The 26,222-nt window shown below is 68.5% G+C and carries 25 protein-coding genes; 5 read left to right on the top strand and 20 right to left on the bottom strand.

What is annotated here, in order from left to right; translation table 11 throughout:
• Positions 1-52: 52 nt before the first annotated feature.
• From LBN7_RS17870 to LBN7_RS17845, 6 genes are all read right to left on the bottom strand, one after another.
• The gene (locus LBN7_RS17870; protein ID WP_116636742.1) at positions 53-679 is read right to left on the bottom strand and encodes a superoxide dismutase; all 627 of its coding nucleotides are present in this window, start codon (positions 677-679) and stop codon (positions 53-55) included.
• 183 nt (positions 680-862) lie between these two features.
• Positions 863-1,840, bottom strand: a complete 978-nt coding sequence (gene whiA / locus LBN7_RS17865) for a DNA-binding protein WhiA (protein WP_116636743.1) — start codon at positions 1,838-1,840, stop codon at positions 863-865.
• Positions 1,841-1,907: 67 nt separating this feature from the next.
• On the bottom strand, positions 1,908-2,777 hold the full coding sequence (rapZ, locus tag LBN7_RS17860) for an RNase adapter RapZ (RefSeq protein WP_116636744.1): 870 nt from the start codon (positions 2,775-2,777) through the stop codon (positions 1,908-1,910).
• 34 nt (positions 2,778-2,811) lie between these two features.
• The gene (gene uvrC / locus LBN7_RS17855) at positions 2,812-4,686 is read right to left on the bottom strand and encodes an excinuclease ABC subunit UvrC (protein WP_116636745.1); all 1,875 of its coding nucleotides are present in this window, start codon (positions 4,684-4,686) and stop codon (positions 2,812-2,814) included.
• Entirely contained in the window at positions 4,686-7,574 is a 2,889-nt protein-coding gene (uvrA, locus tag LBN7_RS17850) for an excinuclease ABC subunit UvrA (protein WP_116636746.1), read from the bottom strand. Before uvrA ends, uvrC begins: the two co-directional genes overlap by 1 nt.
• A gap of 55 nt (positions 7,575-7,629) precedes the next feature.
• Positions 7,630-8,073 carry a MarR family winged helix-turn-helix transcriptional regulator gene (locus tag LBN7_RS17845; protein WP_243409006.1) on the bottom strand — a complete coding sequence of 148 codons (444 nt, stop codon included), beginning with the start codon at positions 8,071-8,073 and terminating at the stop codon, positions 7,630-7,632.
• 44 nt (positions 8,074-8,117) lie between these two features.
• Between LBN7_RS17845 and LBN7_RS17840 the strand changes: the two genes are divergently transcribed.
• Positions 8,118-8,360, top strand: coding sequence for a hypothetical protein (locus LBN7_RS17840; protein ID WP_207769999.1), 243 nt, complete (start codon positions 8,118-8,120; stop codon positions 8,358-8,360).
• Between the two features lie 38 nt (positions 8,361-8,398).
• Here LBN7_RS17840 and LBN7_RS17835 read toward each other — a convergent pair whose 3' ends face one another.
• Genes LBN7_RS17835 through LBN7_RS17825 form a run of 3 tightly spaced genes read right to left on the bottom strand, consistent with a single transcriptional unit; the run spans position 8,399 to position 11,401 of the window.
• A complete protein-coding gene (locus LBN7_RS17835; protein ID WP_407360413.1) occupies positions 8,399-8,737 on the bottom strand; it encodes a TfoX/Sxy family protein in 339 nt (112 codons plus the stop codon).
• Between the two features lie 14 nt (positions 8,738-8,751).
• Positions 8,752-10,824, bottom strand: coding sequence for an excinuclease ABC subunit UvrB (gene uvrB / locus LBN7_RS17830; protein ID WP_341945196.1), 2,073 nt, complete (start codon positions 10,822-10,824; stop codon positions 8,752-8,754).
• 37 nt (positions 10,825-10,861) lie between these two features.
• Positions 10,862-11,401, bottom strand: a complete 540-nt coding sequence (locus LBN7_RS17825; RefSeq protein WP_407360412.1) for a hypothetical protein — start codon at positions 11,399-11,401, stop codon at positions 10,862-10,864.
• Positions 11,402-11,534: 133 nt separating this feature from the next.
• On the opposite strand from LBN7_RS17825, the gene LBN7_RS17820 reads away from it, so the two are divergent.
• Positions 11,535-12,155 carry a DUF4126 domain-containing protein gene (locus LBN7_RS17820; RefSeq protein ID WP_407360411.1) on the top strand — a complete coding sequence of 207 codons (621 nt, stop codon included), beginning with the start codon at positions 11,535-11,537 and terminating at the stop codon, positions 12,153-12,155.
• Here LBN7_RS17820 and LBN7_RS17815 read toward each other — a convergent pair.
• The 10 genes from LBN7_RS17815 to rpsA form a co-directional block, all read right to left on the bottom strand.
• Positions 12,128-12,919 (bottom strand): GNAT family N-acetyltransferase, encoded by a 792-nt coding sequence (locus tag LBN7_RS17815; RefSeq protein ID WP_407360410.1) that lies wholly within the window; start codon positions 12,917-12,919, stop codon positions 12,128-12,130. The two genes, LBN7_RS17820 and LBN7_RS17815, sit on opposite strands and share 28 nt — an antisense overlap.
• A 26-nt stretch (positions 12,920-12,945) precedes the next feature.
• On the bottom strand, positions 12,946-14,157 hold the full coding sequence (locus LBN7_RS17810) for an MFS transporter (RefSeq protein WP_407360409.1): 1,212 nt from the start codon (positions 14,155-14,157) through the stop codon (positions 12,946-12,948).
• Positions 14,154-14,753: a dephospho-CoA kinase gene (gene coaE / locus LBN7_RS17805; protein ID WP_116636860.1), complete on the bottom strand. Its 600-nt coding sequence runs from the start codon at positions 14,751-14,753 to the stop codon at positions 14,154-14,156. Before coaE ends, LBN7_RS17810 begins: the two co-directional genes overlap by 4 nt.
• Before the next feature lie 32 nt (positions 14,754-14,785).
• The gene (locus LBN7_RS17800) at positions 14,786-15,370 is read right to left on the bottom strand and encodes a CoA-binding protein (protein WP_407360408.1); all 585 of its coding nucleotides are present in this window, start codon (positions 15,368-15,370) and stop codon (positions 14,786-14,788) included.
• Entirely contained in the window at positions 15,367-16,671 is a 1,305-nt protein-coding gene (locus tag LBN7_RS17795) for an O-acetylhomoserine aminocarboxypropyltransferase/cysteine synthase family protein (RefSeq protein ID WP_341945190.1), read from the bottom strand. Before LBN7_RS17795 ends, LBN7_RS17800 begins: the two co-directional genes overlap by 4 nt.
• A 21-nt stretch (positions 16,672-16,692) precedes the next feature.
• Positions 16,693-18,711 (bottom strand): acetate--CoA ligase, encoded by a 2,019-nt coding sequence (gene acs, locus LBN7_RS17790; protein ID WP_407360407.1) that lies wholly within the window; start codon positions 18,709-18,711, stop codon positions 16,693-16,695.
• Positions 18,702-19,562: an ABC transporter permease gene (locus LBN7_RS17785; RefSeq protein WP_407360406.1), complete on the bottom strand. Its 861-nt coding sequence runs from the start codon at positions 19,560-19,562 to the stop codon at positions 18,702-18,704. Before LBN7_RS17785 ends, acs begins: the two co-directional genes overlap by 10 nt.
• Entirely contained in the window at positions 19,559-20,605 is a 1,047-nt protein-coding gene (locus LBN7_RS17780) for an aliphatic sulfonate ABC transporter substrate-binding protein (protein ID WP_407360405.1), read from the bottom strand. The genes LBN7_RS17785 and LBN7_RS17780 overlap by 4 nt, the downstream gene beginning before the upstream one ends.
• Positions 20,602-21,453 (bottom strand): ABC transporter ATP-binding protein, encoded by an 852-nt coding sequence (locus tag LBN7_RS17775; protein ID WP_407360404.1) that lies wholly within the window; start codon positions 21,451-21,453, stop codon positions 20,602-20,604. The genes LBN7_RS17780 and LBN7_RS17775 overlap by 4 nt, the downstream gene beginning before the upstream one ends.
• Positions 21,454-21,598: 145 nt before the next feature.
• Positions 21,599-23,047, bottom strand: a complete 1,449-nt coding sequence (rpsA, locus tag LBN7_RS17770; RefSeq protein WP_407360403.1) for a 30S ribosomal protein S1 — start codon at positions 23,045-23,047, stop codon at positions 21,599-21,601.
• A 237-nt stretch (positions 23,048-23,284) separates the two neighbouring features.
• On the opposite strand from rpsA, the gene LBN7_RS17765 reads away from it, so the two are divergent.
• On the top strand, positions 23,285-23,815 hold the full coding sequence (locus LBN7_RS17765) for a hypothetical protein (protein WP_407360402.1): 531 nt from the start codon (positions 23,285-23,287) through the stop codon (positions 23,813-23,815).
• A gap of 338 nt (positions 23,816-24,153) precedes the next feature.
• Positions 24,154-24,588 carry a hypothetical protein gene (locus LBN7_RS17760; RefSeq protein WP_407360401.1) on the top strand — a complete coding sequence of 145 codons (435 nt, stop codon included), beginning with the start codon at positions 24,154-24,156 and terminating at the stop codon, positions 24,586-24,588.
• Between the two features lie 22 nt (positions 24,589-24,610).
• On the opposite strand, the gene LBN7_RS17755 is transcribed toward LBN7_RS17760, so the two are convergent.
• Positions 24,611-25,156 (bottom strand): phosphoribosyltransferase family protein, encoded by a 546-nt coding sequence (locus LBN7_RS17755; protein WP_407360400.1) that lies wholly within the window; start codon positions 25,154-25,156, stop codon positions 24,611-24,613.
• 110 nt (positions 25,157-25,266) lie between these two features.
• On the opposite strand from LBN7_RS17755, the gene LBN7_RS17750 reads away from it, so the two are divergent.
• Positions 25,267-26,211: a 5'-3' exonuclease gene (locus LBN7_RS17750; RefSeq protein ID WP_341945185.1), complete on the top strand. Its 945-nt coding sequence runs from the start codon at positions 25,267-25,269 to the stop codon at positions 26,209-26,211.
• Positions 26,212-26,222: the final 11 nt, after the last annotated feature.

The following is a 26,222-nucleotide window of genomic DNA, read 5'->3' as shown; positions in this document are numbered from 1 at the left end:
ATGGACAACGGCGTCCCGACGGGCGAGATGTCCGTCGGGACACCCGTCTTGATTACGACAGTACCAGCAGGCCGTTCGTCTGCTTGCGGGCGACCTCGAGACGCTGGGCGACGTTCTCCCAGTTGGCGATGTTCCACGCCGCCTTGACGTAATCCGCCTTGACGTTGAGGTAGTCCAGGTAGAAGGCGTGCTCCCACATGTCCAGCTGGAACAGCGGGATGGTGCCCTGCGCCGTGTTCGACTGCTGGTCGAAGAGCTGCTGGATGATCAGGCGCGAGCCGATCGAGTCCCAGCTGAGCACGGCCCAGCCGGAGCCCTGGATGCCGGTGGCCGCAGCCGTGAAGTGGGCCTGGAACTTCTCGAACGAGCCGAAGTACTCGTCGATCGCGGCCTTCAGCTCGCCCTCGGGCTGTCCTCCGCCGTTCGGCGACAGGTTGGTCCAGAAGATCGAGTGGTTGACGTGACCGCCCAGGTTGAAGGCGAGGTCCTTCTCGAGCTTGTTGACGTTCGCGAGATTGCCGCTCTCACGGGCCTCGGCGAGCTGCTCGAGTGCGGTGTTCGCTCCTGCGACGTAGGTCGCGTGGTGCTTGTCATGGTGGAGTTCCATGATCTTGCCGCTGATGTGCGGCTCGAGGGCTGCGAAGTCGTAGGGAAGGTCGGGGAGCGTGTAAATCGCCATATCGCATTCATCCAATCCGCGCCGCGCCGCGGCGCTTGCCGATCCTCCGCGCCACCGATGTGCGGCGTAGAGCGGACGTAACTCATCCTACTGACGACAACACGAGCCGGGACCAGTTCCTTCCGCCATATGACGAAAGACCCGCCTCCGGCAGCACCGGGGGCGGGTCTTCTCGTGTCAGGGTCAGACGTCGAGTCCGACGGGCACCGCAGCCTCGGTGCCGGGGATGCCCTCCTGCTGGGCGCGCTTGTCGGCCATGGCGAGCAGGCGACGGATGCGCCCGGCGACAGCATCCTTCGTCAGGGGCGGATCCGCGTGGTGACCGAGCTCGTCGAGGCTCGCATCACGATGCGCGAGACGCAGCTCTCCGGCGACCTTGAGGTGATCGGGCACTTCGTCCGCGAGGATCTCGAGAGCCCGCTCCACGCGCGCGCACGCGGCGACGGCCGCCTGTGCGGAGCGACGCAGGTTCGCGTCGTCGAAGTTCACCAGGCGGTTGACGCCCGCGCGGACTTCGCGGCGCTGACGCAGCTCCTCCCACGTGATGGCGGTCTTCTGCGCACCCATCTCGTTGAGGATCGTCCGGATCGCCTCGCCCTCGCGCACGACGACGCGCGGCATGCCGCGCACCTCACGGGCCTTCGCGGCCACGCCGAGACGGTGGGCGGCGCCGACGAGAGCCATGGCCGCCTCGCTCGAGGGGCACACCACCTCGAGCATCGCGGAGCGTCCCGGCTCGCTGAGCGTCCCCGCGGCCAGGAAGGCACCACGCCAGAGACCGGCGACCTCGGCCCGAGAGCCGGTGGTCAGGCGGTTGGGAAGCCCGCGCACGGGACGACGACGCTGGTCGAGCAGACCCGTCTGGCGGGCGAGCGTCTCCCCCTGCGTGATCACGCGCACGGCCCACCGGGCACCGTCGTTTGCCGTGCTCGACTGCACCTGGGCGATCTCGGGACGGACGCCGTAGATCTCGGCGAGGTCCCTGGCGACGCGACGCGCGAGCGTCTCGGCATCGACTTCGGCTTCCACAGCCACACGGCCGGCGATCGAATGCAGTCCACCGGCGAACCGGAGGATCGCGGTCACCTCGGCGACGCGCACCGTCGGAGGTGCGTTGCGGATGCTGACCAGCTCAGCCTTGACGTCGGTGGTTAGTGCCACGACACTCCTTCACGTTCACGCGCCGGATCGCGACGCAAACGTCCAGCCTACTCGGCCGGGCGACCCGCTACTCTCTGCCGAGGTCCCGATGACGGACATTGACGGCCACACCGGGGACGGCGGCGAGCCTGCGCGCGAGCTCCTCCGACATCGCGACGGAGCGGTGCTTGCCGCCGGTGCAGCCGATCGCGATCGTGGAGTGGCTCTTGTTCTCGCGTTGATAGCCCTCCAACACGGGAACCAGGGCCGCGGAGTAGGACTCGAGGAACTCCGTGGCGCCCTCGCGGGAGAGGACGTACTCGCGGACCGTCTCGTCTTGACCCGTGAGGCCGCGCAGCTCCTCGTTCCAGAACGGGTTGGGGAGGAACCGCATGTCGGCGACGATGTCGACGTCGGTCGGGAGCCCGTACTTGAATCCGAAGCTGAGGAGCGTGACGCGGTGCCGGGCCTCGCCCTCTTCGGAGAAGATGTCGGACACCTGCGTCGCCAGCTGGTGGATGTTGAGCGCGGAGGTGTCGATCACGAGATCGGCGGCCTCGCGGATCGGCGCCAGCCGCGTGCGCTCGATGCGGATGCCGTCGAGCAGGGTTCCGTCGCCCTGCAGCGGGTGCGGTCGCCGCACCGATTCGAACCGCCGGACCAGCACGTCGTCGGAGGCGTCGAGGAAGAGGACCCGTACCGAGCCACGGGAGCGGAGCGCGCGCGCGACGCCCGGGAAGTCGTCGAAGAGGTTTCGACCGCGCACGTCGACCACCGCCGCCACCTTGGGCAGCGCATTGCCGCCCATGTCGGTGAGGTCGAGCAGCGGGCGGAGGATCTGCGGGGGCAGGTTGTCGACCACGTACCAGCCGAGATCCTCGAGGGCGTTCGCCACCGTGGTCCGGCCGGCGCCCGACATCCCCGTGACGATGAGAAACTCGCCCTTGTCCCCAGTCATTGCTCTGCGCTCCCTCTCCCCCGTGCGTTCCAGCCTAGCGAGTGGAGAGGTGCGTGTGGATATTCTGTGCGAGCACCGGACCGATTCCCTGGACTTCCTGGATCTCCCCCGGCTGAGCCGCACGCAACGCCGTGACGGACCCGAAGTGCTTGAGCAGCACTTTGATCCGGGAGGCGCCGAGGCCCGGCACTTCGGCCAGCACCGTCGTGATGTCGCCTCGGCGCTTCTTGCGCTGGTGGGTGATCGCGAAACGGTGCGCCTCGTCACGCAGGCGCTGCAGCAGGTAGAGGGCCTCGCTCGTGCGGGGCAGGATCACGGGGAAGTCGTCGCCGGGCAGCCACACCTCCTCGAGACGCTTCGCGATGCCGCAGACCGCGATCTCGGTGTGTCCGGCGTCTCGAAGGGCACGCGCTGCCGCCTCGACCTGCGGCTGGCCGCCGTCCACGAGCAGGAGCTGCGGCGGGTAGGCGAACCGCGGCTTGCGACGGACGACGCCCTCTTCCCCGGCCTCCTCCTCCGGTTCCTCCGGACGGTCGAGATAGGCCAGACGACGGCGCAGCACCTGGTACATCGAGTCGGTGTCGTCGGTGGTCTCGGGGATGCCGAACGATCGGTACTGATCCTTGCGGGGAAGCCCGTCCTCGAACACCACCATCGATGCGACGACGTTCGTTCCGCCGAGGTGCGAGATGTCGAAGCACTCGATGCGCAGAGGGGCTTCGCTCATGCCGAGCGCGCTCTGCAGGTCGGTCAGCGCCTGGGTGCGTGCGACGTAGTCACTGGTGCGCCGCGTCTTGTAGCGGATGAGCGCCTGCTGCGCGTTCAGGGTCGCGGTGCGCATCAGATCGGCACGCTGACCCCGCTGCGCCACGGCGATCTCGGTCTTCTTCCCCCGACGCTCGCGCAGCCACACCTCGAGCTCCGCGGCGTCGTCCGGAAGGGTCGGCACGAGGATGCGCCGCGGCACGTCCTGCGCGTCGCCGTAGGCGCGTTGCAGGACCTGGTCGACGAGTTCCGCGGTCGTGATGTCGATCTCCTTCTCGATCGTCATCGCCCGGACACCGCGCACGCGGCCGCCGCGGATCACGAAGTGCTGCACCGCCGCCGCCAGCTCGTCCTCGGCGATGCCGAAGAGATCGGCATCCTCATCGGGCTGGAGAACGAGAGCGCTCTTGCCGAGCACGGCTTCGATCGCCCCGAGCTTGTCGCGGTACTTCGCCGCCGCCTCGTAGTCCATCGCCGCAGAGGCGGCCAGCATCCGCGTGGTGAGCTCTTTCGTGAACCGCTCGTCTCCGCCGGCCATGAAGGCGACGAAATCGTCGACCATGGCGCGGTGCTCCTCGATCGTCACGGTCATCGAACACGGACCGCCGCACTTGCCGATCTGCCCGGGGAAGCACGGCCTCCCGGTCTGCATGGCGCGCTTGTAGCTCGCGTCGCTGCAGGTGCGGATCGGGAAGGCCTTGATCATGAGGTCGATGGTCTCGTGCACGGCCCAGACCTTGGGGAACGGACCGAAGTACCGCGCGCCGGGGATCTTGCGGTTGCGCGTGACGATCACCCGCGGCGCCTCGTCGCCCAGCGTCACCGCCATGAACGGGTAGGACTTGTCGTCCTTGTACCGCACGTTGAAGGGCGGATCGAACTCCTTGATCCACATGTACTCCAGCTGCAGGGAGTCGACGTCGGTCGGCACGACCGTCCACTCCACCGAGGACGCCGTGGTGACCATGCGGCGGGTGCGCTCGTGCAGCGTTCGCAGCGGAGCGAAGTAGTTCGACAGCCGCTGCCGGAGGTTCTTCGCCTTGCCCACGTACAGAACGCGTCCGTCGGCGTCACGGAACCGGTACACGCCCGGGTCCGTCGGGATCTCGCCTGTCCGCGGCTTGTACGGCAGGACGTCTGCCATCAGCTGGCCTTCCGCGCTGCGCGCCCCTCACCCAGGATCTCGCCGAGGAACAGCCCGGTGTGGCTCTCCTCCACGCGCGCGATCTGCTCCGGGGTGCCGGTGGCGATGATCTGCCCACCGCCCGAACCACCCTCGGGTCCCAGGTCGATCACCCAGTCGGCCGACTTGATCACGTCGAGGTTGTGCTCGATGACGATGACCGTGTTGCCCTTGTCGACGAGGCCGTTCAGCACCTCGAGCAGCTTGCGGACGTCTTCGAAGTGCAGTCCCGTCGTCGGCTCGTCGAGCACGTAGATGCTGCGCCCGTTGCTGCGCCGCTGGAGCTCGGTCGCCAGCTTGACGCGCTGCGCCTCGCCGCCGGAGAGCGTCGTCGCGGACTGGCCGAGCCGGACGTAGCCCAGCCCCACGTCCACCAGCGTCTTCATGTACCGGTGGATGGCCTGGATCGGCTCGAAGAAGTCCGCGGCCTCCTCGATCGGCATCTCGAGCACCTCGGCGATGTTCTTGCCCTTGTAGTGCACCGAGAGCGTGTCGCGGTTGTATCGCTTGCCGTGGCACACCTCGCAGTCCACGTAGACGTCGGGCAGGAAGTTCATCTCGATCTTGATCGTGCCGTCACCCGAGCACGCCTCGCAGCGCCCGCCCTTGACGTTGAAGCTGAAGCGTCCGGGAAGGTAGCCGCGGACCTTCGCTTCGGGCGTCTCGCTGAAGAGGGTGCGGATGCGGTCGAAGACACCCGTGTAGGTGGCCGGGTTCGATCGCGGCGTGCGACCGATCGGCGCCTGGTCGACGTGGACGACCTTGTCGAGGTTGTCGAGCCCCGTCACGCGGGTGTGCTTGCCCGGAACCGTGCGCGCACCGTTCAGGCGCGACGCGAGCACCTGGTAGAGGATGTCGTTCACGAGCGACGACTTGCCCGAGCCGCTGACGCCCGTGACGGCGGTCAGGACGCCGAGCGGGAAGTCGGCCGTGACGTTGCGCAGGTTGTTGGCCCGGGCGCCGACGACGCTGAGCATGCGCTTCTTGTCGATCTTCCGGCGCTTCTTCGGCATCGGGATCTCGCGGCGGCCCGAGAGGTACTGCCCGGTCATCGACTCGCTGTCGTCGAGCAGGGCCGAGTACGGTCCGGAATGCACGACCGCGCCGCCGTTGACGCCGGCTCCCGGACCGATGTCGACGACCCAGTCGGCCGCCTCGATGGTCTCCTCGTCGTGCTCGACGACGATGAGCGTGTTGCCGAGGTCGCGGAGCTTGATGAGCGTGTTGATGAGGCGGCGGTTGTCACGCTGGTGCAGCCCGATGGACGGCTCGTCGAGAACGTAGAGGACACCGGTGAGCCCGGAGCCGATCTGCGTCGCGAGACGGATGCGCTGCGCCTCGCCACCCGAGAGCGAACCTGCCGAGCGGCTGAGGTTGAGGTACGAGAGCCCGACCTGCAGCAGGAAGTCGAGGCGGAGACGGATCTCGCGGAGGACCTGGGCGGCGATCTTCGCCTCGCGGTCGGTCAGCGTGAGGGTCTCCATGAAGGCGCGCGCATCCGCGAGGCTGAGGTGCGAGACCTCGGCGATCGAGTGGCCGTGCACCTGCACCGCCAGCACCTCCGGCTTGAGGCGGTTGCCGTCGCAGACGGGGCACGGCACCTCGCGGAGGTACTCGCCCCAGCGGCTGCGCTGCGTGTCCGACTCGGCCTGCAGGTACTGCCGCTCGATGTAGGGGACGACGCCCTCGAAGCCCGACGCGTACCTCATCTCGCGCCCGTACCGGTTCTTCCACTTGACGGTCACCTTGTAGTTCTCGCCACGGAGGACCGCGTCCTGCACATCGGAGTGGAGCTTGTGCCAGGGCGTGTCGAGGGAGAAGTCGAGGTCGCGGGAGAGGCCTTCGAGCAGGCGCTCGTAGTACTGGAACAGCCCCTTGCCCTGCGTGGTCCAGGGGATGATGACGCCCTCGCGGATCGAGAGGTCGGTGTCGCCGAGCATCAGATCGACGTCGACCGACATGCGCGTGCCGAGGCCGGAGCACGCGGGGCACGCACCGAACGGCGCGTTGAACGAGAACGTGCGCGGCTCGATCTCGGTGAGGGTCAGCGCATGCCCGTTCGGGCAGGCCAGCTTCTCGGAGAAGGTCTGCCAGGCGTCGTCGCCCTCGCCGTCGACGTAGTTGACCTGCACGACGCCGCCGGCGAGGCCCAGCGCGGTCTCGACCGAGTCGGTGACCCGGCTGAGGATCTCGTCGGACGCCACGAGCCGGTCGACGACCACGGCGATGTCGTGCTTGTAGCTCTTCTTGAGCGTCGGCGGCTCGGCGAGCTGGATGAGGTCTCCGTCGACGATCGCGCGCGAATAGCCCTTCGCGCCGAGCTCCCGGAAGAGGTCGACGAACTCGCCCTTCTTCTGCGAGACGATCGGAGCGACGATCTGGTACCGCGTGCGCTCGGGCAGCTCCATGAGCTGATCGGCGATCTGCTGCACGGTCTGGCGCTGGATCTTCTCCCCGCACTCGGGGCAGTGCGGAACACCGATGCGCGCCCACAGCAGACGCATGTAGTCGTAGATCTCGGTGATCGTGCCGACGGTCGACCGCGGGTTGCGGTTCGTGGACTTCTGATCGATCGAGACGGCAGGGCTCAGACCCTCGATGAAATCGACGTCGGGACGGTCGACCTGACCGAGGAACTGGCGCGCGTAGGCGCTCAGCGATTCGACGTAGCGACGCTGCCCCTCGGCGAAGATCGTGTCGAACGCGAGGCTGGATTTCCCGGAACCGGACAGACCTGTGAACACGACGAGCGAGTCGCGCGGGATGTCGATGTCGACGTTCTTGAGATTGTGGACTCGGGCGCCGCGAACGCTGAGTTTTCCTGGGGTGGCAACGGGGACGATAGGCACCGGTCAAGTCTACGAGGGGCCACGGACATCGGCTCCGCGCACCCTGTGAGTACGCTCAGCCGAGGTCAGGACGGCGCCCGGCGAAGGGGCCGAGACCGTCGCGCAGCGCCGAGACCTCGGACACGTCCATGCCGACCGCGGCCATGACCTGGCGAGGGACGTCGATCGCCCGATCCCGCAGCGCTGCGCCGGCGGCGGTCAGCGTGATCTCCAGGCGTCGTTCGTCCTCGCTGCTGCGCTGCCGGATGACCAGGCCCTCGGCTTCGAGGCGCTTCACGAGGGGCGAGGCGGTGGCCGGTTCGAGCGCGAGGTCGGTGGCGAGATCGTTGAGCGTGCGCGGCGCGCGCTCCCAGAGAGCGAGCATCACCAGGTACTGCGGATGCGTGAGCCCGAGCGGTTCGAGGATCGGTCGGTAGATCGCGACGACGTTGCGCGCCGCGGTCACCAGCGCGAAGCAGAGCTGGTTCTCGAGTCGGAGAAGGTCGTCGGATGCCGTCACACCGCGACTATACATCGACCCTAATCGTTAGTACACTAATGAACATGGCACACGACCCGGACCGCACTCCCCTTCGCACCCGCATCCGCGAAGCCGGTGGGCTCTACGCCTGGGTGAACAGCAACCTGATCCGGTTCGCCGGACCCGCCTCGGTCGGCCCGTACGAGAAGACTCCTCCGCCCAGTGCCGCGGAGCGCGCCGAGCGCGCCTGCCCCTTGTGCGGCGCGCCGATGACCGAGCACGAGATCGACCGCAGCGGTCCGAAGACCCTGGTGCACTGCCCCTAGACCCACGCGTCGCCTCGACTCGCGGCGCGGAGCTCTGATCACTCCCGTCGTGAGGCCTCGTTCGCCTCGCGAGCGGCGTCGAGCCAGAACATGAGGGCGTCGTCGTCGCCCAGCACACCCGGTGACACATCGAGCCAGCTGTTCCCCATCGTCTTCGCGCCCATCACGGCGACGGCGACGCCGGACTGTGTGACGAGCGCTGCTCCGCTCTCCTCGTCCACCCGCACCAGAAGGACGCCGTTCTTCCGCGCTCCCACGAGGATGCGACCGTCGAGCAGGAAGGCCCGGGTGCCGAACATCCGCTTCTCCTCGACGTCGCCGCCGACGTGGAGCAGCGCTCTCACGCGGTCGGCGAGCTCTTCCGCTGCGGCATCCACCGGTCAGCCACTGCTCACGCGTGCCCGGCGCGCTCCATGGCGCGGAGCTCTTTCTTGAGGTCCTGCACCTCGTCACGCAAGCGTCCGGCGAGCTCGAACTTGAGCTCTGCAGCGGCGGCCAGCATCTGGTTCGACAGGTCCTGAATCGTCGCCTCGAGCTGCTGAGCGCCCTCGGCGGCGATGCCGGTGCGTCGGAGGTTCGGTGTCGGCGACTTGCCCTTCCCGGACTGACGTCCGCGGCCGGAGAGCATGTCGGCTGTGTCGGCGCCCTCGCGCGCCAGCACCTCGGTGATGTCGGCGATGCGCTTGCGCAGCGGTGTCGGGTCGATGCCGTGTTCGAGGTTGTAGGCGACCTGCTTCTCGCGACGGCGATCGGTCTCCTCGATCGCCTTCGCCATCGAGTCGGTGATCTTGTCGGCGTACATGTGGACCTCACCGGAGACGTTTCGGGCGGCACGGCCGATCGTCTGGATCAGCGAGGTTCCCGATCGCAGGAAGCCTTCCTTGTCGGCGTCGAGGATCGCGACGAGTGAGACCTCGGGGAGATCGAGCCCTTCTCGCAGCAGGTTGATGCCGACCAGCACGTCGTAGACGCCCGCCCGCAGCTCGCTGAGCAGTTCGACCCGTCGGAGCGTGTCGACGTCGGAGTGCAGGTAGCGCACGCGGACGCCGTGCTCGCCGAGGAAGTCGGTGAGCTCTTCCGACATCTTCTTGGTGAGGGTCGTGACGAGAACACGCTCGTCACGCTCGACCCGCAGGCGGATCTCCTCGAGCAGATCGTCGATCTGGCCCTTCGACGGCTTCACGACGATGTGCGGGTCGACCAGACCCGTCGGACGGATGATCTGCTCCACGATGCCGTCGGCGATGCCCATCTCGTACTTGCCGGGGGTCGCCGACAGATAGACGGTCTGACCGATGCGGTTCTTGAACTCGTCCCACCGCAGCGGTCGGTTGTCCATCGCGCTCGGCAGACGGAACCCGTGGTCCACGAGAGTGCGCTTGCGCGACGCGTCTCCTTCGTACATCGCGCCGATCTGCGGCACGGTCACGTGCGACTCGTCGATGACCAGGAGGAAGTCGTCGGGGAAGAAGTCGAGCAGCGTGTGCGGCGGCTCGCCGGGCATGCGCCCGTCCATGTGCCGCGAGTAGTTCTCGATGCCCGAGCAGAAGCCGAGCTGCTGCAGCATCTCGAGGTCGAACGTCGTGCGCATGCGCAGACGCTGCGCCTCGAGCAGCTTGCCCTGGCGCTCGAACTCGGCCAGCCGCTCTTCGAGCTCGTGCTCGATGGTGCCGATCGAGCGCTGGATGACGTCGGTGCCGGCGACATAGTGCGATGCCGGGAAGATCGGCACCGAGTCGAGCTTCTCGATGACCTCGCCGGTCAGCGGATGCAGCGAGTACAGCCCCTCGATCTCGTCGCCGAACAGCTCGATGCGGATCGCGTGCTCCTCGTAGACCGGGATGATCTCGATCGTGTCGCCGCGCACGCGGAAGTTGCCGCGCGAGAAGTCGACGTCGTTGCGGTTGTACTGCATGGCGATGAACTGGCGGATGAGGGCGTCGCGGTCGTACCGCTCCCCCACCTGCAGAGCGACCATGGCGCGCAGATACTCCTCCGGCGCACCGAGACCGTAGATGCACGAGACGGTCGACACCACGACGACGTCGCGCCGGCTGAGCAGCGAATTCGTCGTGGAGTGCCGCAGCCGCTCGACCTCGGCGTTGATCGACGAGTCCTTCTCGATGAAGGTGTCTGTCTGGGGAACGTAGGCCTCAGGCTGGTAGTAGTCGTAGTACGAGACGAAGTACTCGACCGCATTGTTCGGCATGAGCTCGCGGAACTCATTCGCGAGCTGTGCCGCGAGGGTCTTGTTGTGCGCGAGCACCAGCGTGGGGCGCTGCACCTGCTCGACCAGCCACGCCGTCGTCGCGGATTTTCCGGTACCGGTGGCGCCCAGCAGCACGACGTCGGTCTCGCCCGCGTTGATGCGTCCAGCGAGCTCGGCGATGGCCTGCGGCTGGTCACCGGCGGGCGCGTACTCGCTGATGACCTCGAAGGGGCGGACGCTGCGCGTGGTTTGCATGTCTCCAGCGTATGCCGCCCCTCCGACATCGAGGCCGTCAGGCGTTGAGGGTGGCCGTCTCCGCAGAGGATTCCTGCGCCCAGGTCGTCGTCCCGCCGTTGAGGAGGCTCATCGTCGCCGTCGATGTGAGCGGTCCTGGCGCGGATCCGATCACGTTGAACGTGAGCGCCCTGCCGAACCCGGAGGGTGTGGAGACGAACGTGAACGAGCTCGCCGTGCTGCCGAGACCCGGCGTGGCGCTCCAGCCGCCGATCGATGAACCGGCGTCGATGGTGACCGGCGAGTCGAAGACCACCACGACGACGAGCGATGCATCCGCCGGCGGGTTCACCCAGGGGTCGGCGCGATAGCTGATCTGGGTGCTGAAGGTCGCCCGCAGGCCGTCCTGGGCCGCGACCAGCGTCGTGAAGTCGCCCTGCGCCTCGGCATCCCAGTAGTAGTTCGCCTCGCTGTTGATCGTGCCGCCCGTGCTCGCCGCCGCGAGCGGCACCGCGGTGGCGACCGCGATCACCGGCAGCGACCACGCTGCGCCCTTGACCATCGTGCGACGAGAGATCCCCGGCTTGTCGTCAGTCATGTTCTGCTTTCCGGCGCAGAAGAATCGTCCCCAGCAGACGCTCCCCTGGGCGTCCCCACGCCTCATATCAGAATATCGATGCAACCCTCCGAGCTGGATGGGAGCGCGGCGCCCCGGCCGTAGAGTGGGGCGCGTGATCGAGTTCATCATCGGCTCCAGCCTCGCCGCCGCTGCGGGGCTGAACGCGTGGATGCCGCTGTTCCTGCTCGGGCTCGCGGATCGACTGCTCCCCGCGATGGCCCTCCCCGCGGGCTGGTCGTGGCTGTCCGGCGACGTGGCGCTCTGGGTGATCGGAGCGCTCCTCGTGCTCGAGATCGTGGCCGACAAGATCCCGGCTCTCGATTCGATCAACGACGTCGTGCAGAGCATCATCCGACCGGCGGCCGGCGGCATCGCTTTCGGGGCGGGTGCCGGCGCGCAGACGATCGCCGTCGACGATCCGGCGTCGTTCTTCGCGGACAACACCTGGGTGCCCGTCGCGGCGGGGATCGTGATCGCTCTCGCCGTGCACGTGCTCAAGGCGACGGCGCGCCTCGCCGCGAACGCCACGACCGGAGGTCTCGCCGCCCCCGTGCTGAGCACGGTCGAGGACGGCACGTCTTTCGCCCTCGCAGCCGCCGCGATCATCGTGCCGGTCGTGGCCGGCATCCTGCTCATCGGGCTCGTCGTGACGGCGATCGTAGTGCTGCGCCGCGCGGCGCGACGACGCAGGGAGAGAGCCGCCCGTCAGCGCGAGGGCGGCGTCCAGACGTAGGGCGTCGTCGTCGAGACCCTGATGAGCCCCGATCGCTCGAGGATCGGACGGGAGAACTCGGTCGAATCGGACTGCAGGTAGCGCAGGCCACGGCTCAGGGCGGACCGCGCGCGCTCGGCGGTGAGCGCCCGGTAGATGCCGCGACCACGCCACTCCGGCCGGGTGGCCCCGCCCCAGAGCCCGGCGAAATCCGTCCGCGCGACGGGCTCCAACCGGCCGGCGCTCACCACGGCGCCCTCCGCCACCGCGATCCACAGTTCGACGGCGTCATCCGCGCGCAGACGTGCGACGAGTGCTTCTGCGCGCGAGCGCCACTCCGCGTCGGCGAACACCTCGCCCTGCATCTCGCCGGCGGCGAGCACCTCCGCATCGGTCCGCGCGCGCCGGATGTCCACACCCGCGGGGATCTCGATCGTCTGCGCGAGCAGCCGGGCCTCGCCGATCATGATCGATTCCGGCTCCTCCGGCACGAAGCCGCGGCGGACGAGGCTGTCGTGCAGCCCAGGGGCACGGTCGTGACCACGGGTCTTCCACTCCACCGAGGAGATGCCGCCGAGCCCGCGGAAATGCTCGGCGGCCGCGTCGACGAGAGCGGCGATGCCGTCGGCATCCGCTCCCCCGAGATCTGCGTATGTGATGAAGCCCTGACCGCCCGGCATCGTCGCGAGACGCAGCGGACCGTGCTCCGTCACCTCCACGGCGTTCGCGATCTCCGCGCCGGTGCGCAGCTGACTGTCGTAGGCCTCGAGATACTCCTGCCGCATGTGACGATCCTCTCAGAGCGGGAAGCTCATCCTCGACCGGTCGGCACTGCGCGCAGAGCCGACCAGGCGGCGAGGGCGGCGGCCGCGCACATCGCCACGACGGCCGCCACGAACCAGCTCCAGCTCGCCGCACCGAAGACGAGGCCGAGCAGCCAGCCGAAGAGACTGGAGCCCGCGTAATACGCGAAGTAGTAGAGGGACGAGGCCTGCGCTCTGCTCGCCGGGCCTGCGGCGACCGGCGTCCACCCCGAGGCGACGGCGTGCGCGCCGAAGAAGCCGGCCGTGAACAGGAGCAGGCCCACGAGCACGACGGTGGCGGCGGGGACGAGCAGCAGACCCGCTCCGGTGGCCATGATGCCGATCGACCCGAGGAGCACCGGGAAGCGTCCGACGCGGGAGGCGAGGGCGCCCGCCCACGGCGACGACACGGTGCCGGCGAGATAGGCGAGGAAGAGCAGGGTCACCAGCCACGACGGAAGGTCGAACGGCGGTGCGGAGAGGTGGAACCCCAGGTAGTTGTAGACCGCCACGAAGGCGCCCATCAGCAGGAAGCCCTGCGCGTAGAGCGCCCACTGCAGGGCGGAGCGCAGCGGCGCGCGCAGACGTTCCAGGATGCCGGGCCCACGGACCGCTCGCAGACGGCCGGGCACGAAGCCCCTCGCGCGCGGCGTGAGCCAGAGGAACAGCACGGCGGCCGCCGCGCAGAGCACCGCGACGCTCAGGACCCCGGCCTGCCACCCGCCGAACTCTCCCACGATCCCGGAGACGATGCGTCCGAGCAGTCCGCCCACCGTGGTGCCGGCGATGTAGCTCCCTGCGGCCGTGGCGGCGTGGCGCCCCTCGACCTCCTCGCTGAGGTAGGCGAGGGCGACGGCCGGGACCGCCCCCAGCGCGACTCCCTCCGCGAACCGCAGGGCGAGGAGCATGACGATGTCGCCGCTGAGCGGGGCGACGAGGCCGAAGAGAGTGGCGGTGAGCACGCCCGTCGCCATGGCCGGCACCCGACCGATGCGATCAGCGACCGTCGACCACGGGATGACGGCGAGGGCCAGCCCGAGCGTCGCGGCCGACACGCTGAGCGCCGCCGTCGCCGGGCTGACCGCGAGGTCCACCGAGATCTGCGGCAGAACGGCCTGCGCGGAGTACAGCTGCGCGAAGGTCGCGATCCCGGCGAAGAACAGACCGATGATCAGGCGCCGGTACTCGCGGGAACCTGGCGCGTGGCCGGAGAAGGTCACTGCCCGCGGATCCGCTCCCAGAGGGCGTCGGTCTGCGCGTGCGTCTCCGCGATGTCGCCGGCCGTGTCGATCACGACGTCGGCGATCGCCAGGCGCTTCTCATCGGACACCTGCGCGGCGATCCGCTCCTGCGCGGCCGTCTCGTCCATTCCCCGCAGCTCGACAAGACGACGCAGGCGCACGGATGCCGGGGCGTGCGCGACGACGATCATGTCCCAGGGGTCGTCGACCCTGGCTTCGACGAGAAGGGGAACGTCGTACACGACGACGGCCCGGGGATCGGCGGCGAAGGCCTCCTCGAACCGGCGCTGCGACTCCGCCCGCACGGCCGGATGGACGATGGCGTTCAGCTGCGTCAGCAGCTCGGCGTCACCGAACACCTTGCCGCCGAGCGCCGCCCGGTCGAGGGTGCCGTCGGATGCGACGACCTCGGCGCCGAAGGTCTCCGCGATCCGCGCCAGTACGGGCGAACCGGGCGACTGCACGTCGCGCACGATCTGATCGGCGTCGACGATGATCGCTCCGCGCTCCGCCAGGCGTCGCGCGATGGTCGACTTCCCGGACGCGATACCGCCGGTGAGTGCGATGAGGGGCATGCGGCCAGTCTAGAGTTCGGAGACCGTCGGCCTCACCGCGACAGGAGCTGGCGACGGGAGCTGATCACCCCGGTGTCGAAGCCCGCCAGATGGAGTCCGCCGTGGAATCGCGCATGCTCGATCTTGATGCAGCGATCCATGACGACCGAGAGCCCTGCCTCTTCTGCAAGGGCGGCGGCCTCCTCGTTCCACGAGCCGAGCTGCAGCCAGAGCGCCTTGGCACCGACGTCGATCGCCTCCTGCGCGACACCGGGGAGATCGTCGTGGCGACGGAACACGTCGACGACGTCGGGCACCACGGGGAGGTCGGCGAGGGAGGCGTACACGGGCTGGCCGAGGATCTCCGTCTCGCGCGGGTTCACCAGGTACACGTCGTAGGGGGTGCTCGACAACAGGTACGTCGCGACGAAGAACGACGCGCGCGCCGGGTTGTTCGACGCGCCGACGATCGCCACGGACTTCGCCCGGCGGAGCAGCGCGAACCGCTCCTGCTGATTCGGGCCGACCCATGTCCGTCCCGATACGGCCGGGGCGACGCCGGGAAGCGCGCATGCCACGGCGTCCGCCACAGCCGGGACGGCGCAGGCGTCCGCCGTCGCTGGATTCGTCGCGCTCATCGGTTCGCTCCCGTCGCCGTGGTCAGGGCCTGATCGAGGTCCCAGATGATGTCGTCGGCGTCTTCGAGACCGACGGAGATACGGATCAGATCCGATCGCACGCCCGCGGCCACGAGCTGCTCGTCGGTGAGCTGACGGTGGGTCGTGGATGCGGGATGGATCACCAGGGTCCGCGCATCGCCGATGTTCGCGAGGTGCGAGGCGAGCTGCAGGTTCTCGATCAGCGTCTCCCCCGCCGCACGCCCGTCGTCGGCCGCGACGCCGAACGCGAAGACCGAGCCCGGCCCGAGCGGGAGGTACTTGGCGGCGCGCTCGCGGTGCGGGTGCCCGTCGAGCCCCGCCCACGTGACGTAGGCGACCCGCGGATCGGACGCGAGCCAGTCGGCCACGATCCGTGCGTTCGCGAGGTGCGCGTCGATCCGCTGCGGCAGGGTCTCGATGCCCTGCAGCAGGTTGAAGGCGGACTGCGGGCTGAGCGCCGGACCGATGTCGCGCAGCTGCTCGGAGCGCAGCTTGGTCAGGAAGCCGTACTCGCCGAAGTTGTCCCACCACTTGATGCCGCCGTAGGACTCGACGGGCTCGGTCATCTGCGGGAACTTGCCGTTGCCCCAGTCGAACGTGCCCTTCTCGATCACGACGCCTCCGAGCGTCGTGCCGTGGCCGCCGAGGAACTTCGTGACCGAATGGATGACGATGTCGGCACCGTGCTCGAGCGGGCGGGCGAGGTAGGGCGTCGCCAGCGTCGCATCGACGACGAGAGGCACCCCGGCCTCGTGCGCGACGGCGGCCAGCCCCTCGATGTCGGCGATCTCGCCCGAGGGGTTGCCGATCATCTCCACGTACACGACCTTGGTCTCCGGGCGGATCGCGGCGGCGTAGTCGGCGGGGTCGGTCGATGCGACGAACGTGGTCTCGACGCCGAAGCGCCGGAGCGTCACGTCGAGCTGCGTCACCGTGCCGCCGTAGAGCTGCGCAGCCGCGACCACGTGGTCTCCGGCTCCGACGAGGGCTGCGAACGTGATGAACTCGGCGCTCATCCCGGATGCCGTGGCCACGGCGCCGATACCGCCCTCGAGAGAGGCCAGGCGCTCCTCGAGCGCGGCGACCGTCGGGTTGCCGATGCGGGAGTAGATGTTGCCGTACTTCTGCAGGGCGAACAGGTTCCCGGCATCCGCGGCGTCGTCGAAGACGAACGAGGTCGTCTGGTAGATCGGCACGGCGCGGGCGCCGGTCGACGCGTCGGGGGTCCCGCCCGCGTGCAGGGCCCTGGTTCGGAATCCGAAGCGGTGTTCTTCCGTCATGCTGTCCTCCGTTCGGAGTGGTCAGTGAGACCGTGGTGTGAGTTCGGCGGCAGCGAGCACGTCGGCGATGTCGTCGACGGCCCAGGGGTTCTGCAGCGAGGTGGTGTCGCCGAGCGGGTGCGGTTCGCGTCCGGCACGGCGATCCTGCTCGGCCTCCCACAACTGTGCCAGCAGTCGGCGCATGATCTTGCCCGAACGTGTCTTGGGGAGGTCGGGAACGATCACGACGTGCTTCGGCTTGGCGACGGGGCCGATGGCGAGTGCGACCTGGGCGCGGAGATCCGCGGGCGTCACCTCGGCTCGACCCGACGGCGTCACGAAGGCGACGACGGCCTGACCGGTGACCGGATCGGCCACGCCGGCGGAGCCTGCCTCGCCGACGGTGTCGTGAGCGACGAGGGCGGATTCGATCTCGATGGTCGAGAGCCGGTGTCCGGAGACGTTGACCACGTCGTCGAGGCGCCCGAGGATCCAGATGTACCCGTCGACGTCGCGGGTGGCTCCGTCGCCTGCGACGTAGTAGCCGCCGGCCTCGCCATGTCCGGCGTATGCCGACCAGTAGGCGTCGCGGTACCGCTGCGGGTCTCCCCAGACGGTGCGCGCCATGCCCGGCCAGGGTCGCCGCACGACCAGCGTGCCCGATCGCCCGGGAGCGACCTCCCGCCCCTGTTCGTCGACGACGGCGACATCGATGCCGGGCAGCGGGACGGTGGCCGACCCGGGCTTGAGGCTCGTGACGCCGGGCAGCGGCGCGATCATCGCCGCTCCTGTCTCGGACTGCCACCATGTGTCGACGATCGGCAGCTCGTCGCGACCGAAGTTCCGGCGGAACCACACCCACGCCTCGGGGTTGATGGCCTCGCCGACGGTCCCGAGCAGGCGGAGCGTGGAGAGATCGTGTCCGGTCGGCAGGTCGGCGCCGAACCAGGTCATGAACGTGCGGATCAGCGTCGGCGCGGTGTAGTACACCGTGACGCCGTAGCGCTCGATGATCTCGAGGTGGCGCTCACGGTGCGGGGCGTCGGGCGTTCCCTCGTAGATGACCTGGGTGAGCCCGTTCGAGAGCGGACCGTAGATCTCGTACGTGTGTGCGGTCACCCAGGCGAGGTCGGCCGTGCACCAGTGCACGTCGTCGGGCTTCGCGTCGAAGTGCGCCCAGTGCGCCCAGCTCGCGTGCGTCAGGTACCCGCCGGAGGTGTGGACGAGTCCCTTGGGCTTCCCGGTCGTGCCGGAGGTGTAGATGATGAAGAGCGGATGCTCCGCGTCGAACGGCTGGGCCTCGTGCACGGTGGCGGCCGTGTCGACGACATCGTGCCACCAGACGTCGCGGTCCTCGGTCCACGGCACGTCCTGGCCGGTGCGGCGCAGCACGAGGACGTGCTCGAGCTCCGGCAGGTCGGCGGCGGCGATGTCGGCGGTGGACTTGACCTCGGTGGCCGTGCCCCTGCGGAACTGTCCGTCGCTCGTGACGAGCAGCTTCGCGCCCGTGTCCTCCAGGCGGAACCGCACAGCCTCGGCCGAGAATCCGCCGAACACGAGCGAGTGCACGGCGCCGATCCGGGCGCAGGCGAGCGTGATCACCACGGTCTCGACGAGCACGGGAAGGTAGATCACCACGCGATCACCGGGACGGATGCCGAGAGCGACGAGCGCATTCGCCGCCTGGGACACCCGACGCTGCAGATCCGCGTAGGTGACCGACACACGATCCCCTGGCTCGCCCTCGAAGTGCAGGGCGACCTTGTCACCGCGGCCGGCGGCCACGTGCCGGTCGACGCAGTTGTACGCCACGTTGAGCGTGCCGCCGAGGAACCATCGCGCCACGGGGATCGCGCCGTCGGTGGGCGGCTCCCACTCGTGCGCCGTGTACCAGGGCTCGAACCAGTCGAGGCGGCGCGCGGCATCCTCCCAGAAGGCGGTCGGATCGGATGCCGCGCGCTCGTACGCCTCGGCGCCGATGTTCGCCTGATCGGCGAAGCCGGCCGGCGGCGCGAAGACGCGCGACTCCTGGAGTCGGGCCTCGGTCACAGTCACGTCCATCTTCTGAGCAGGTACTTCTCCAGCAGCGCGAGGATGCCGTTGGTGATGGTGCCGAGCAGAGCCAGCAGCACGATGGAGAGCAGGATGCGGTCGACGCGGCCGGTGCTCTGGGAGTCGGTCAGCAGGAAGCCCAGACCCATCGACGACGCGATGAGCTCCGCCGCGACGAGGAACAGCCACGCCTGGGCGAGAGCGAGACGCAGCCCGGAGACGACCGAGGGCACCACGGCGGGCAGCTGCACGGTGCGGAACAACGACCAGCCGTGCAGGCTGAACGAGCGTCCTGCTTCGACGAGGTGCGGGTCGACGTGGCGCAGCGCCGACGCGACCGTCGTGTACACCGGGAAGAACGCGCCGATCGCGATGAGCGTGACCTTCGACTCCTCACCGATCTGCATCCACAGGATCAGCAGCGGCACCCAGGCGAGGGAGGGCACGGCACGCACGGCGGCGAGCGTCGGGCTGAGGAGCACGTCGCCGACCCGGGACAGCCCCACCAGGCCCGCGACGGCGAGGCCGATCACGGATCCGATCGCGAAACCGAGCACGACGCGCTGCACCGAGATCGCGATGTGGGTCCAGAGCTGACCGGTCTCCGCGAGCTCGACCCCGGCGAGGAAGACGGATGCCGGTGCGGGAAGGCGGTACGGCTCGATGAGGCCCGCCGATGTGACGGCCTGCCAGGCGATCAGGATGACGGCGGGCAGGATGAGCCCCGCGAGAATCCGCACGACCGGTCGATCCCATGCGCGACGCGCACCGGCATCCGGGCGCCGCCGCACCCCCTTCGCGAAATCGAGAGCCTCTCTCGAATCCGCCGGGACGTTGACCTGCTGGTCGGGAACGGTCACTCGCCGCCGACCGCCTTCTCGGCGAAGGTCGCGTTCACGATGGACGAGAGCGCCTTGTCGACGGAGTCCTTGCCGCCCTGGACGTCGCCGGACTCGACGAGCACCGGGGCGATCTTCTCGAGCACCGCGATCTGGTCGTCACCCGGGACGCCGCTCACGTCGAGGTTCGAGCGCTCCTCGATGACGGTCGTCGCGACGGCGATGTCGATGCCGGCGACCTCGGCGAGCAGCGCCGCGGTCTCCTCCGGGTTCTCGAGAGCCCACTCGCGTGCCTTCTCGTAGGCGTCGACGACGGCCTGCGCCAGGTCGGGGTGGTTCGTGATGAAGTCCTCGGTGGCGTTGAGGAAGCCGTAGGTGTTGAAGTCGACGTTGCGGTAGATGAGCTTGTCGCCCGACTCCGACTCGGCCGCGGCCATGATCGGGTCGAGTCCCGCCCACGCGGCGACGGATCCGCCGTCGAGCGCGGCCCGGCCGTCGGCGTGCTGCAGGTTCTGCACCTCGACGTCGGAGAGGGAGAGGCCGCCCTCCTCGAGCGCCTGGAGCAGGAAGAAGTACGGGTCGGTGCCCTTCGTCGCGGCGACCGACTTGCCCTTGAGGTCTTCGACGGAGGTGATGTCGCTGTCGGGTCCGACGACGATGGCCGACCACTCGGGCTGCGAGAAGATGTCGATCACCTGGATCGGCGAGCCGTTGGCCCGGGCGAGCAGCGCGGCGGAGCCGGCGGTGGAACCGACATCGACTGAGCCGGAGCGCAGCAGCTCGTTCGCCTTGTTGGAGCCGGCGGACTGGATCCACTCGACCGCGACGTCGTCGCCGAGGATCTCCTCGAGGATGCCCTGGTCCTTGATGACGAGGCTGAGCGGGTTGTAGGTGGCGAAGTCGATGGACAGCGTGTCCGCCGACCACTCGCCTGCTTCCGCGGTGCTCTCGCTCTCGGGAGCATCGGCCGTGGCGTTCTCGCCGGCGACGCAGCCGGTCGCGACGAGCATCATCGTCCCGGCGATCGCGATCGCGGGGATGATTCGGCGGGTGATGGTGCTCATCGGGTCTCCTCGGTGATGCGGTGATGGGTGTCGACGCCGAGTCCTTCGAGGAGCTCGGCGCGCAGGTCGGCGAGGCCGCGATCCGCGCGGTCTCGGGGGCGGATGCCGGGCACGGCGACCGTTCGGGCGATCGACGGCTCGGCATCGCCGGTGTCTCCGGTCAGCGTGCGCAGCAGGAGCACGCGATCGGCGAGGTAGAGGGCCTCTTCGACGTCATGCGTGACGAGGAGGATGGTGGTGGGCTCCGCCGCGTGGATCTTCAACAGCAGGTCGTGCATGCGCAGACGGGTGAGCGCGTCGAGAGCACCGAACGGCTCGTCGAGGAGGAGCACACCGGGGTTGCGCGCCAGGGCCCTGGCGAGGGAGGCGCGCTGCGCCATGCCGCCGGAGACCTCGCGCGGACGCTGATCGGCCGCGTGCTCGAGCCCGACGAGGTGCAGCAGCTCACGCACACGCTCGCGCCCTGGGCGGCGAGCGGTGCCGCGGGGAAGACCGAGTTCGACGTTCTGCGCGAGCGTGCGCCACGGCAGCAGGCGCGGCTCCTGGAAGGCGATCGCGGTGCGCTCGTCGACGTCGGCGACGCCGGTGCCGTCGAGGCGGATGCTCCCGCGCGTGGGGGTGTCCAGTCCGCCGACCAGACGGAGGAGCGTCGACTTGCCGCATCCGGACGGGCCGACGACCGCGACGATCTCACCCGGGGCGACATCGAGGTCGACCCCGCGGAGGACCTCGCGCCGTCCCTGCGGAAGCGGGAACGCGCGCTCGATGCCATCGAGCCGCACGGCCTGTGCCAGCCCCGCCGATCGCGGGGCGTCGGCAGCGCGCGACGCAGGCAGGAGGGCAGTCATGATCCCCATGCTGGCCGAGCCCGGCGATTGTTACGAATGCCGTCGTAATGTTCCGTCACGCAGGGAATCCCGGGCCCCGGGCATGCGAAACGGGCCGCCACGCCCTCCCGAAGGAGAGGTGACGGCCCGTCTCAGAGCGTGATGCTTACGCGTTGCCGCCCGACAGCTTCTCGCGGAGAGCCGCGAGTGCCTCGTCGTCGGCGAGGGTGCCTGCACCGGTCGCCTCGCTGGAGAAGACCTGGCCGCCGAAGTCGGCGCCGGCCTCTGCCTCGGCCGCCTTGGTGACCTGAGCCTTGTGAGCCTCCCAGCGAGCCTGAGCCGCTGCGTACTCCTGCTCCCATGCCTCGCGCTGCGTGTCGAAGCCTTCCTTCCACGCACCGGTCTCGGCGTCGAAGCCCTCCGGGTACTTGTACTCGCCGTTCTCGTCGTACTCGGCGAGCATGCCGTACAGGGCCGGGTCGAACTCGGTGCCGTTGGGGTCGACCGACTCGTTGGCCTGCTTCAGCGACAGCGAGATGCGGCGACGCTCGAGGTCGATGTCGATGACCTTGACGAAGACCTCTTCGCCGACCGACACGACCTGCTCGGCCAGCTCGACGTGCTTGCTGGAGAGCTCGGAGATGTGGACGAGGCCCTCGATGCCGTCTGCGACGCGCACGAACGCACCGAACGGAACGAGCTTGGTGACCTTACCCGGCGTGACCTGACCGATCGCGTGGGTGCGGGCGAAGACCTGCCACGGGTCCTCCTGCGTCGCCTTCAGCGACAGGGAGACGCGCTCGCGGTCGAGGTCGACCTCGAGGATCTCGACGGTGACCTCCTGGCCCACCTCGACGACCTCGGAGGCGTGCTCGATGTGCTTCCAGGACAGCTCGGAGACGTGCACGAGGCCGTCCACGCCACCCAGGTCGACGAACGCACCGAAGTTGACGATCGACGAGACGACACCCTTGCGGACCTGACCCTTGTGCAGGTTGTTCAGGAACGTGGTGCGCGACTCCGACTGCGTCTGCTCGAGCAGCGCACGGCGGCTGAGGACGACGTTGTTGCGGTTCTTGTCGAGCTCGAGGATCTTGGCCTCGATCTCCTGGCCGAGGTACGGCGTGAGGTCGCGGACGCGGCGCAGCTCGATGAGCGAAGCCGGCAGGAAGCCGCGGAGGCCGATGTCGACGATGAGTCCACCCTTGACGACCTCGATGACCGTACCGGTGACGACGCCGTCGTTCTCCTTGATCTTCTCGACGTCTCCCCAGGCACGCTCGTACTGAGCGCGCTTCTTGGAGAGGATCAGGCGGCCTTCCTTGTCCTCCTTCTGGAGAACGAGTGCCTCGACCTCGTCGCCGACCTTGACGACCTCGTTGGGGTCGACGTCGTGCTTGATGGAGAGCTCGCGCGAGGGGATGACGCCCTCGGTCTTGTATCCGACGTCGAGCAGAACCTCATCGCGGTCGATCTTGACGATCGTGCCTTCGATGATGTCGCCGTCGTTGAAGAACTTCAGGGTCTTCTCGACCGCGGCCAGGAAGTCCTCAGCAGATCCGATGTCGTTGATGGCGACCTGCTTGGTGGCCGGGGCGGTCGTTGCGGTAGTCATGTAGTGGGTTGTCCTTGTTGGATGGAGACTCAGGCTGAGAGGCAAAGGCCGCGCACGGCCGACTGCATGCTTCCCAGCGGTTGGATTTTGGTGTGCATGACACGAGGGCATGCGTAGGCACGCCACGAGTGACATCTCAGGTTATCAGAAGTCCGGATGCCGGTGGGATTCGGTTTCGCCCTCGTGGCCTGTGGAAAACTCGAGCGGCGTTCTGCCCCCTCGGGCTACCGTGTGCGGGTGAATCACCACCGCCATGTTCTCACCCCGGTCATCGCGCTCGCTCTGCTGTCGGCGCTGGTCGCGGGTTGCTCCCCCTCGCCTACGCCCACGCCGACCCCGACCGCCGCGTTCGCGACGGAGGAGGAGGCCTTCGCCGCGGCGGAGGAGACGTATCGGGCATACATAGACGCATCAAACACAGATAGAAGCAGACAAGAGTCGGCTTCGTCCCTCGAATTCCTCACTGGTGAAGCCCTAGAGGCTGAGATCGCGTCCATGCGCGATCTTGAGGCTGCCGGCGTGCGGATCGAGGGCGTGAGCAGGGTCCTGAATGTCGTCAAAGTCACGGGCGAGTTCGAAGCGCCCGTCGCCGCTCTGGTGGTGCGAGCGTGCTTGGACATTTCGATGGCCCGCGCGATCGACGCTTCGGGTCAAGACGTAACAGCAGAAGGCCGCAGCGACATCTATGCAGTGGATATGTCTCTCACCGGAACGTCAGATCGCCTACTGATTGCCTCACTGAAGGTCGCGACGGATGTGCCATGCTGACGGCTTTCGCACTGGCGACACTTATTTTGGTCACGCCGGGGGCAGAGGCCACAAACGTTTCGTGCTCGGACTCCGCATTGCTCGCAGGAGGTTGTGGCGTCACAAACACAGGGACGGAAATCGTCTTCACCGACTCGCGCGTCCTCACCGGCACCTCGCCCGTCGATTTCGCAGACGACGCCTTCGACCACGACCGCCGTGGTCTCGCAGACCCGTTGGGCAGGTGCGACGTAGCTGCTCAACACCTTCAGCTCTGTCGACCATCGCCACAGGCGTCGTCCGTCGGCACCCCCTCGATCACGCTCACGGATCTCGCACAGTTCGCACCGGAACCCGTCGTGACGGTGGGCGAGCCCGACAACCTCGGCGTCGCCGGAATGCCGACGAACTTCGTGGCCGCGGCATCCGTCCACACGCGGACCGGCGCGCTCTTCGGGCTCCCGCTGACCGTGCGCTTCACGCCGGTCGGCTTCGACTTCCGGTACGGAGACGGCGACGCCGCCTCCTCAGCCACCGGCGGTCAGACCTGGGCGGCGCTGGGTCAGGCGTCGTTCACCCCGACTGCGACCAGCCACACTTACCGCGAGCGTGGCACCTACGAGGCCGGTGTCACGGTCCGCTACACGGCCGAGGTCGATCTGGGTGTCGGATGGTTCCCCGTCGCGGGCCAGCTCACGATAGACGGCCCGACGCAGCAGATCCGCATCTTCGAGGCGCACACCGCCCTCGTCGCCCGCACCTGCGCCGAGCAACCGGCAGCACCCGGGTGCTGAACGTTCGGCGAATCCGGAGGCGTCAGCCCAGTTCCCGAATGTGCAGCAACGAGCGCACCCCGAGAGAGCGACGAAGATCCGCTCGCGTCAGTCCGTCGACCATGACGGCCGCGGCGATCCACTGGGCACCGCTGAGCTCCACCAATCGCCTGCAGGCTTCCGCCTGCGCTCCGGTCGCGATCCAATCGTCCACGAAGAGCACACGATCTCCCGCGCGAAGGAGCGACCGGCGAAGTCCCAACCTGAGCTGCTTGTTCCGGTAGTCGGGAGCCGTAGAGGCTTCCCACCACGCATCGCTGTCTGCCGCGCGGCCAGGGTCCTTCCTCACCTCGGCGAAACCGACGCCGAGGCTGTGGGCCGTCAGCACACCGAGGAGACTTCCACGAGACTGAGTGCCCATCACCACGCTCGGCGACTCCACGTCGAACAAGTCAGCGAGACCCGCCCCGATGCGACTCACGACCTCGGCGCTTCGCCACCAACCCGTGACATCCGCACGATAGTCAGGGTCGGTACGATCACCGATCCACCGGAAAGACGATTGCAGCGTCTTCTTCAGCTCTTCCACGCCTCATGGTGGCACAGACACCGGTCCGACGACCCCGTTACCCCCACCTGCGCCGAGCAACCCGCAGCACCCGGGTGCTGAACGTCGACGGTCGTCGTTACTCTGAGTCCATGCCCCGCGCCGACCGCCTCATGCTGCTCGACACCGCCAGCCTCTACTTCCGCGCCTTCTACGGCGTCCCCGACAAGGTGAAGGCACCCGACGGCTCCCCCATCAACGCGGCCCGCGGTCTGCTCGACATCGTCGCGAAGCTCGTCACCCTGTACGAGCCCACGCACGTGATCGCCTGCTGGGACGACGACTGGCGTCCGCAGTGGCGCGTCGACCTGATCCCGAGCTATAAGGCGCACCGCGTCGTCGAGGTCGTGCCGGCCGGCCCCGACGTCGAAGAGGTCCCCGATCCGCTCGAGGCGCAGATCCCGCTCATCCGCGAGACGCTCGGAGCCATCGGCATCCCGATCATCGGCGTCGCAGAACACGAAGCCGATGACGTCATCGGAACACTCGCCTCGAACTCCGCCATCCCGGTCGACATCGTCACCGGTGACCGCGACCTCTTCCAGCTGGTCGACGACGCGCGCGACGTGCGGGTCATCTATACGGCCAAGGGCATGAGCAATCTCGAGATCGTCACCGACGCGACCGTCGTGGCGAAGTACGGCGTGCTGCCCTCGCAGTACGCGGACTTCGCCACGATGCGCGGCGATGCCTCCGACGGACTGCCCGGCGTCGCCGGCGTCGGCGACAAGACCGCCGCCACCCTGCTGCAGAATCATGCCGACCTCGAAGGCATCCGAGCCGCCGCCGAAGCCGGCGAAGGGATGAGCGCCGGCGTGCGGGCGAAGATCCTCGCCTCGACCGCCTACCTCGACGTCGCGCCGACCGTCGTCGCCGTCGCCAGATCTCTGCCCATCAACGATCCGAGCATCCCGCTGCACGCGCTGGATCCCGCCGAGGCCGACGCTGCGACAGCCCTCGCCGACAAGTGGAACCTCGGTGGGTCGATGACTCGCGCCGTGGCAGCCGTCTCGAACGCGGCCCTCGCGGCCGGCTGATCATCGGCTCG

The sequence above is a fragment of the Microbacterium sp. LBN7 genome (assembly GCF_045690345.1).
In the GTDB taxonomy this organism is placed as follows: Bacteria; Actinomycetota; Actinomycetes; order Actinomycetales; family Microbacteriaceae; genus Microbacterium.
The sequence above is the reverse complement of the archived record's forward strand: the minus strand, read 5'-3'. Positions and strand labels throughout refer to the sequence as shown.

Bases quoted from the DNA above. Each gene is read 5' to 3' on its own strand.
- LBN7_RS17870 (WP_116636742.1), bottom strand. From the start codon at position 679: ATGGCGATTTACACGCTCCCCGACCTTCCCTACGACTTCGCAGCCCTC.
- rapZ (WP_116636744.1), bottom strand. From the start codon at position 2,777: ATGACTGGGGACAAGGGCGAGTTTCTCATCGTCACGGGGATGTCGGGC.
- uvrC (WP_116636745.1), bottom strand. From the start codon at position 4,686: ATGGCAGACGTCCTGCCGTACAAGCCGCGGACAGGCGAGATCCCGACG.
- LBN7_RS17840 (WP_207769999.1), top strand. From the start codon at position 8,118: ATGGCACACGACCCGGACCGCACTCCCCTTCGCACCCGCATCCGCGAA.
- uvrB (WP_341945196.1), bottom strand. From the start codon at position 10,824: ATGCAAACCACGCGCAGCGTCCGCCCCTTCGAGGTCATCAGCGAGTAC.
- LBN7_RS17825 (WP_407360412.1), bottom strand. From the start codon at position 11,401: ATGACTGACGACAAGCCGGGGATCTCTCGTCGCACGATGGTCAAGGGC.
- LBN7_RS17815 (WP_407360410.1), bottom strand. From the start codon at position 12,919: ATGCGGCAGGAGTATCTCGAGGCCTACGACAGTCAGCTGCGCACCGGC.
- coaE (WP_116636860.1), bottom strand. From the start codon at position 14,753: ATGCCCCTCATCGCACTCACCGGCGGTATCGCGTCCGGGAAGTCGACC.
- LBN7_RS17800 (WP_407360408.1), bottom strand. From the start codon at position 15,370: ATGAGCGCGACGAATCCAGCGACGGCGGACGCCTGCGCCGTCCCGGCT.
- LBN7_RS17795 (WP_341945190.1), bottom strand. From the start codon at position 16,671: ATGACGGAAGAACACCGCTTCGGATTCCGAACCAGGGCCCTGCACGCG.
- acs (WP_407360407.1), bottom strand. From the start codon at position 18,711: ATGGACGTGACTGTGACCGAGGCCCGACTCCAGGAGTCGCGCGTCTTC.
- LBN7_RS17780 (WP_407360405.1), bottom strand. From the start codon at position 20,605: ATGAGCACCATCACCCGCCGAATCATCCCCGCGATCGCGATCGCCGGG.
- LBN7_RS17775 (WP_407360404.1), bottom strand. From the start codon at position 21,453: ATGACTGCCCTCCTGCCTGCGTCGCGCGCTGCCGACGCCCCGCGATCG.
- rpsA (WP_407360403.1), bottom strand. From the start codon at position 23,047: ATGACTACCGCAACGACCGCCCCGGCCACCAAGCAGGTCGCCATCAAC.
- LBN7_RS17750 (WP_341945185.1), top strand. From the start codon at position 25,267: ATGCCCCGCGCCGACCGCCTCATGCTGCTCGACACCGCCAGCCTCTAC.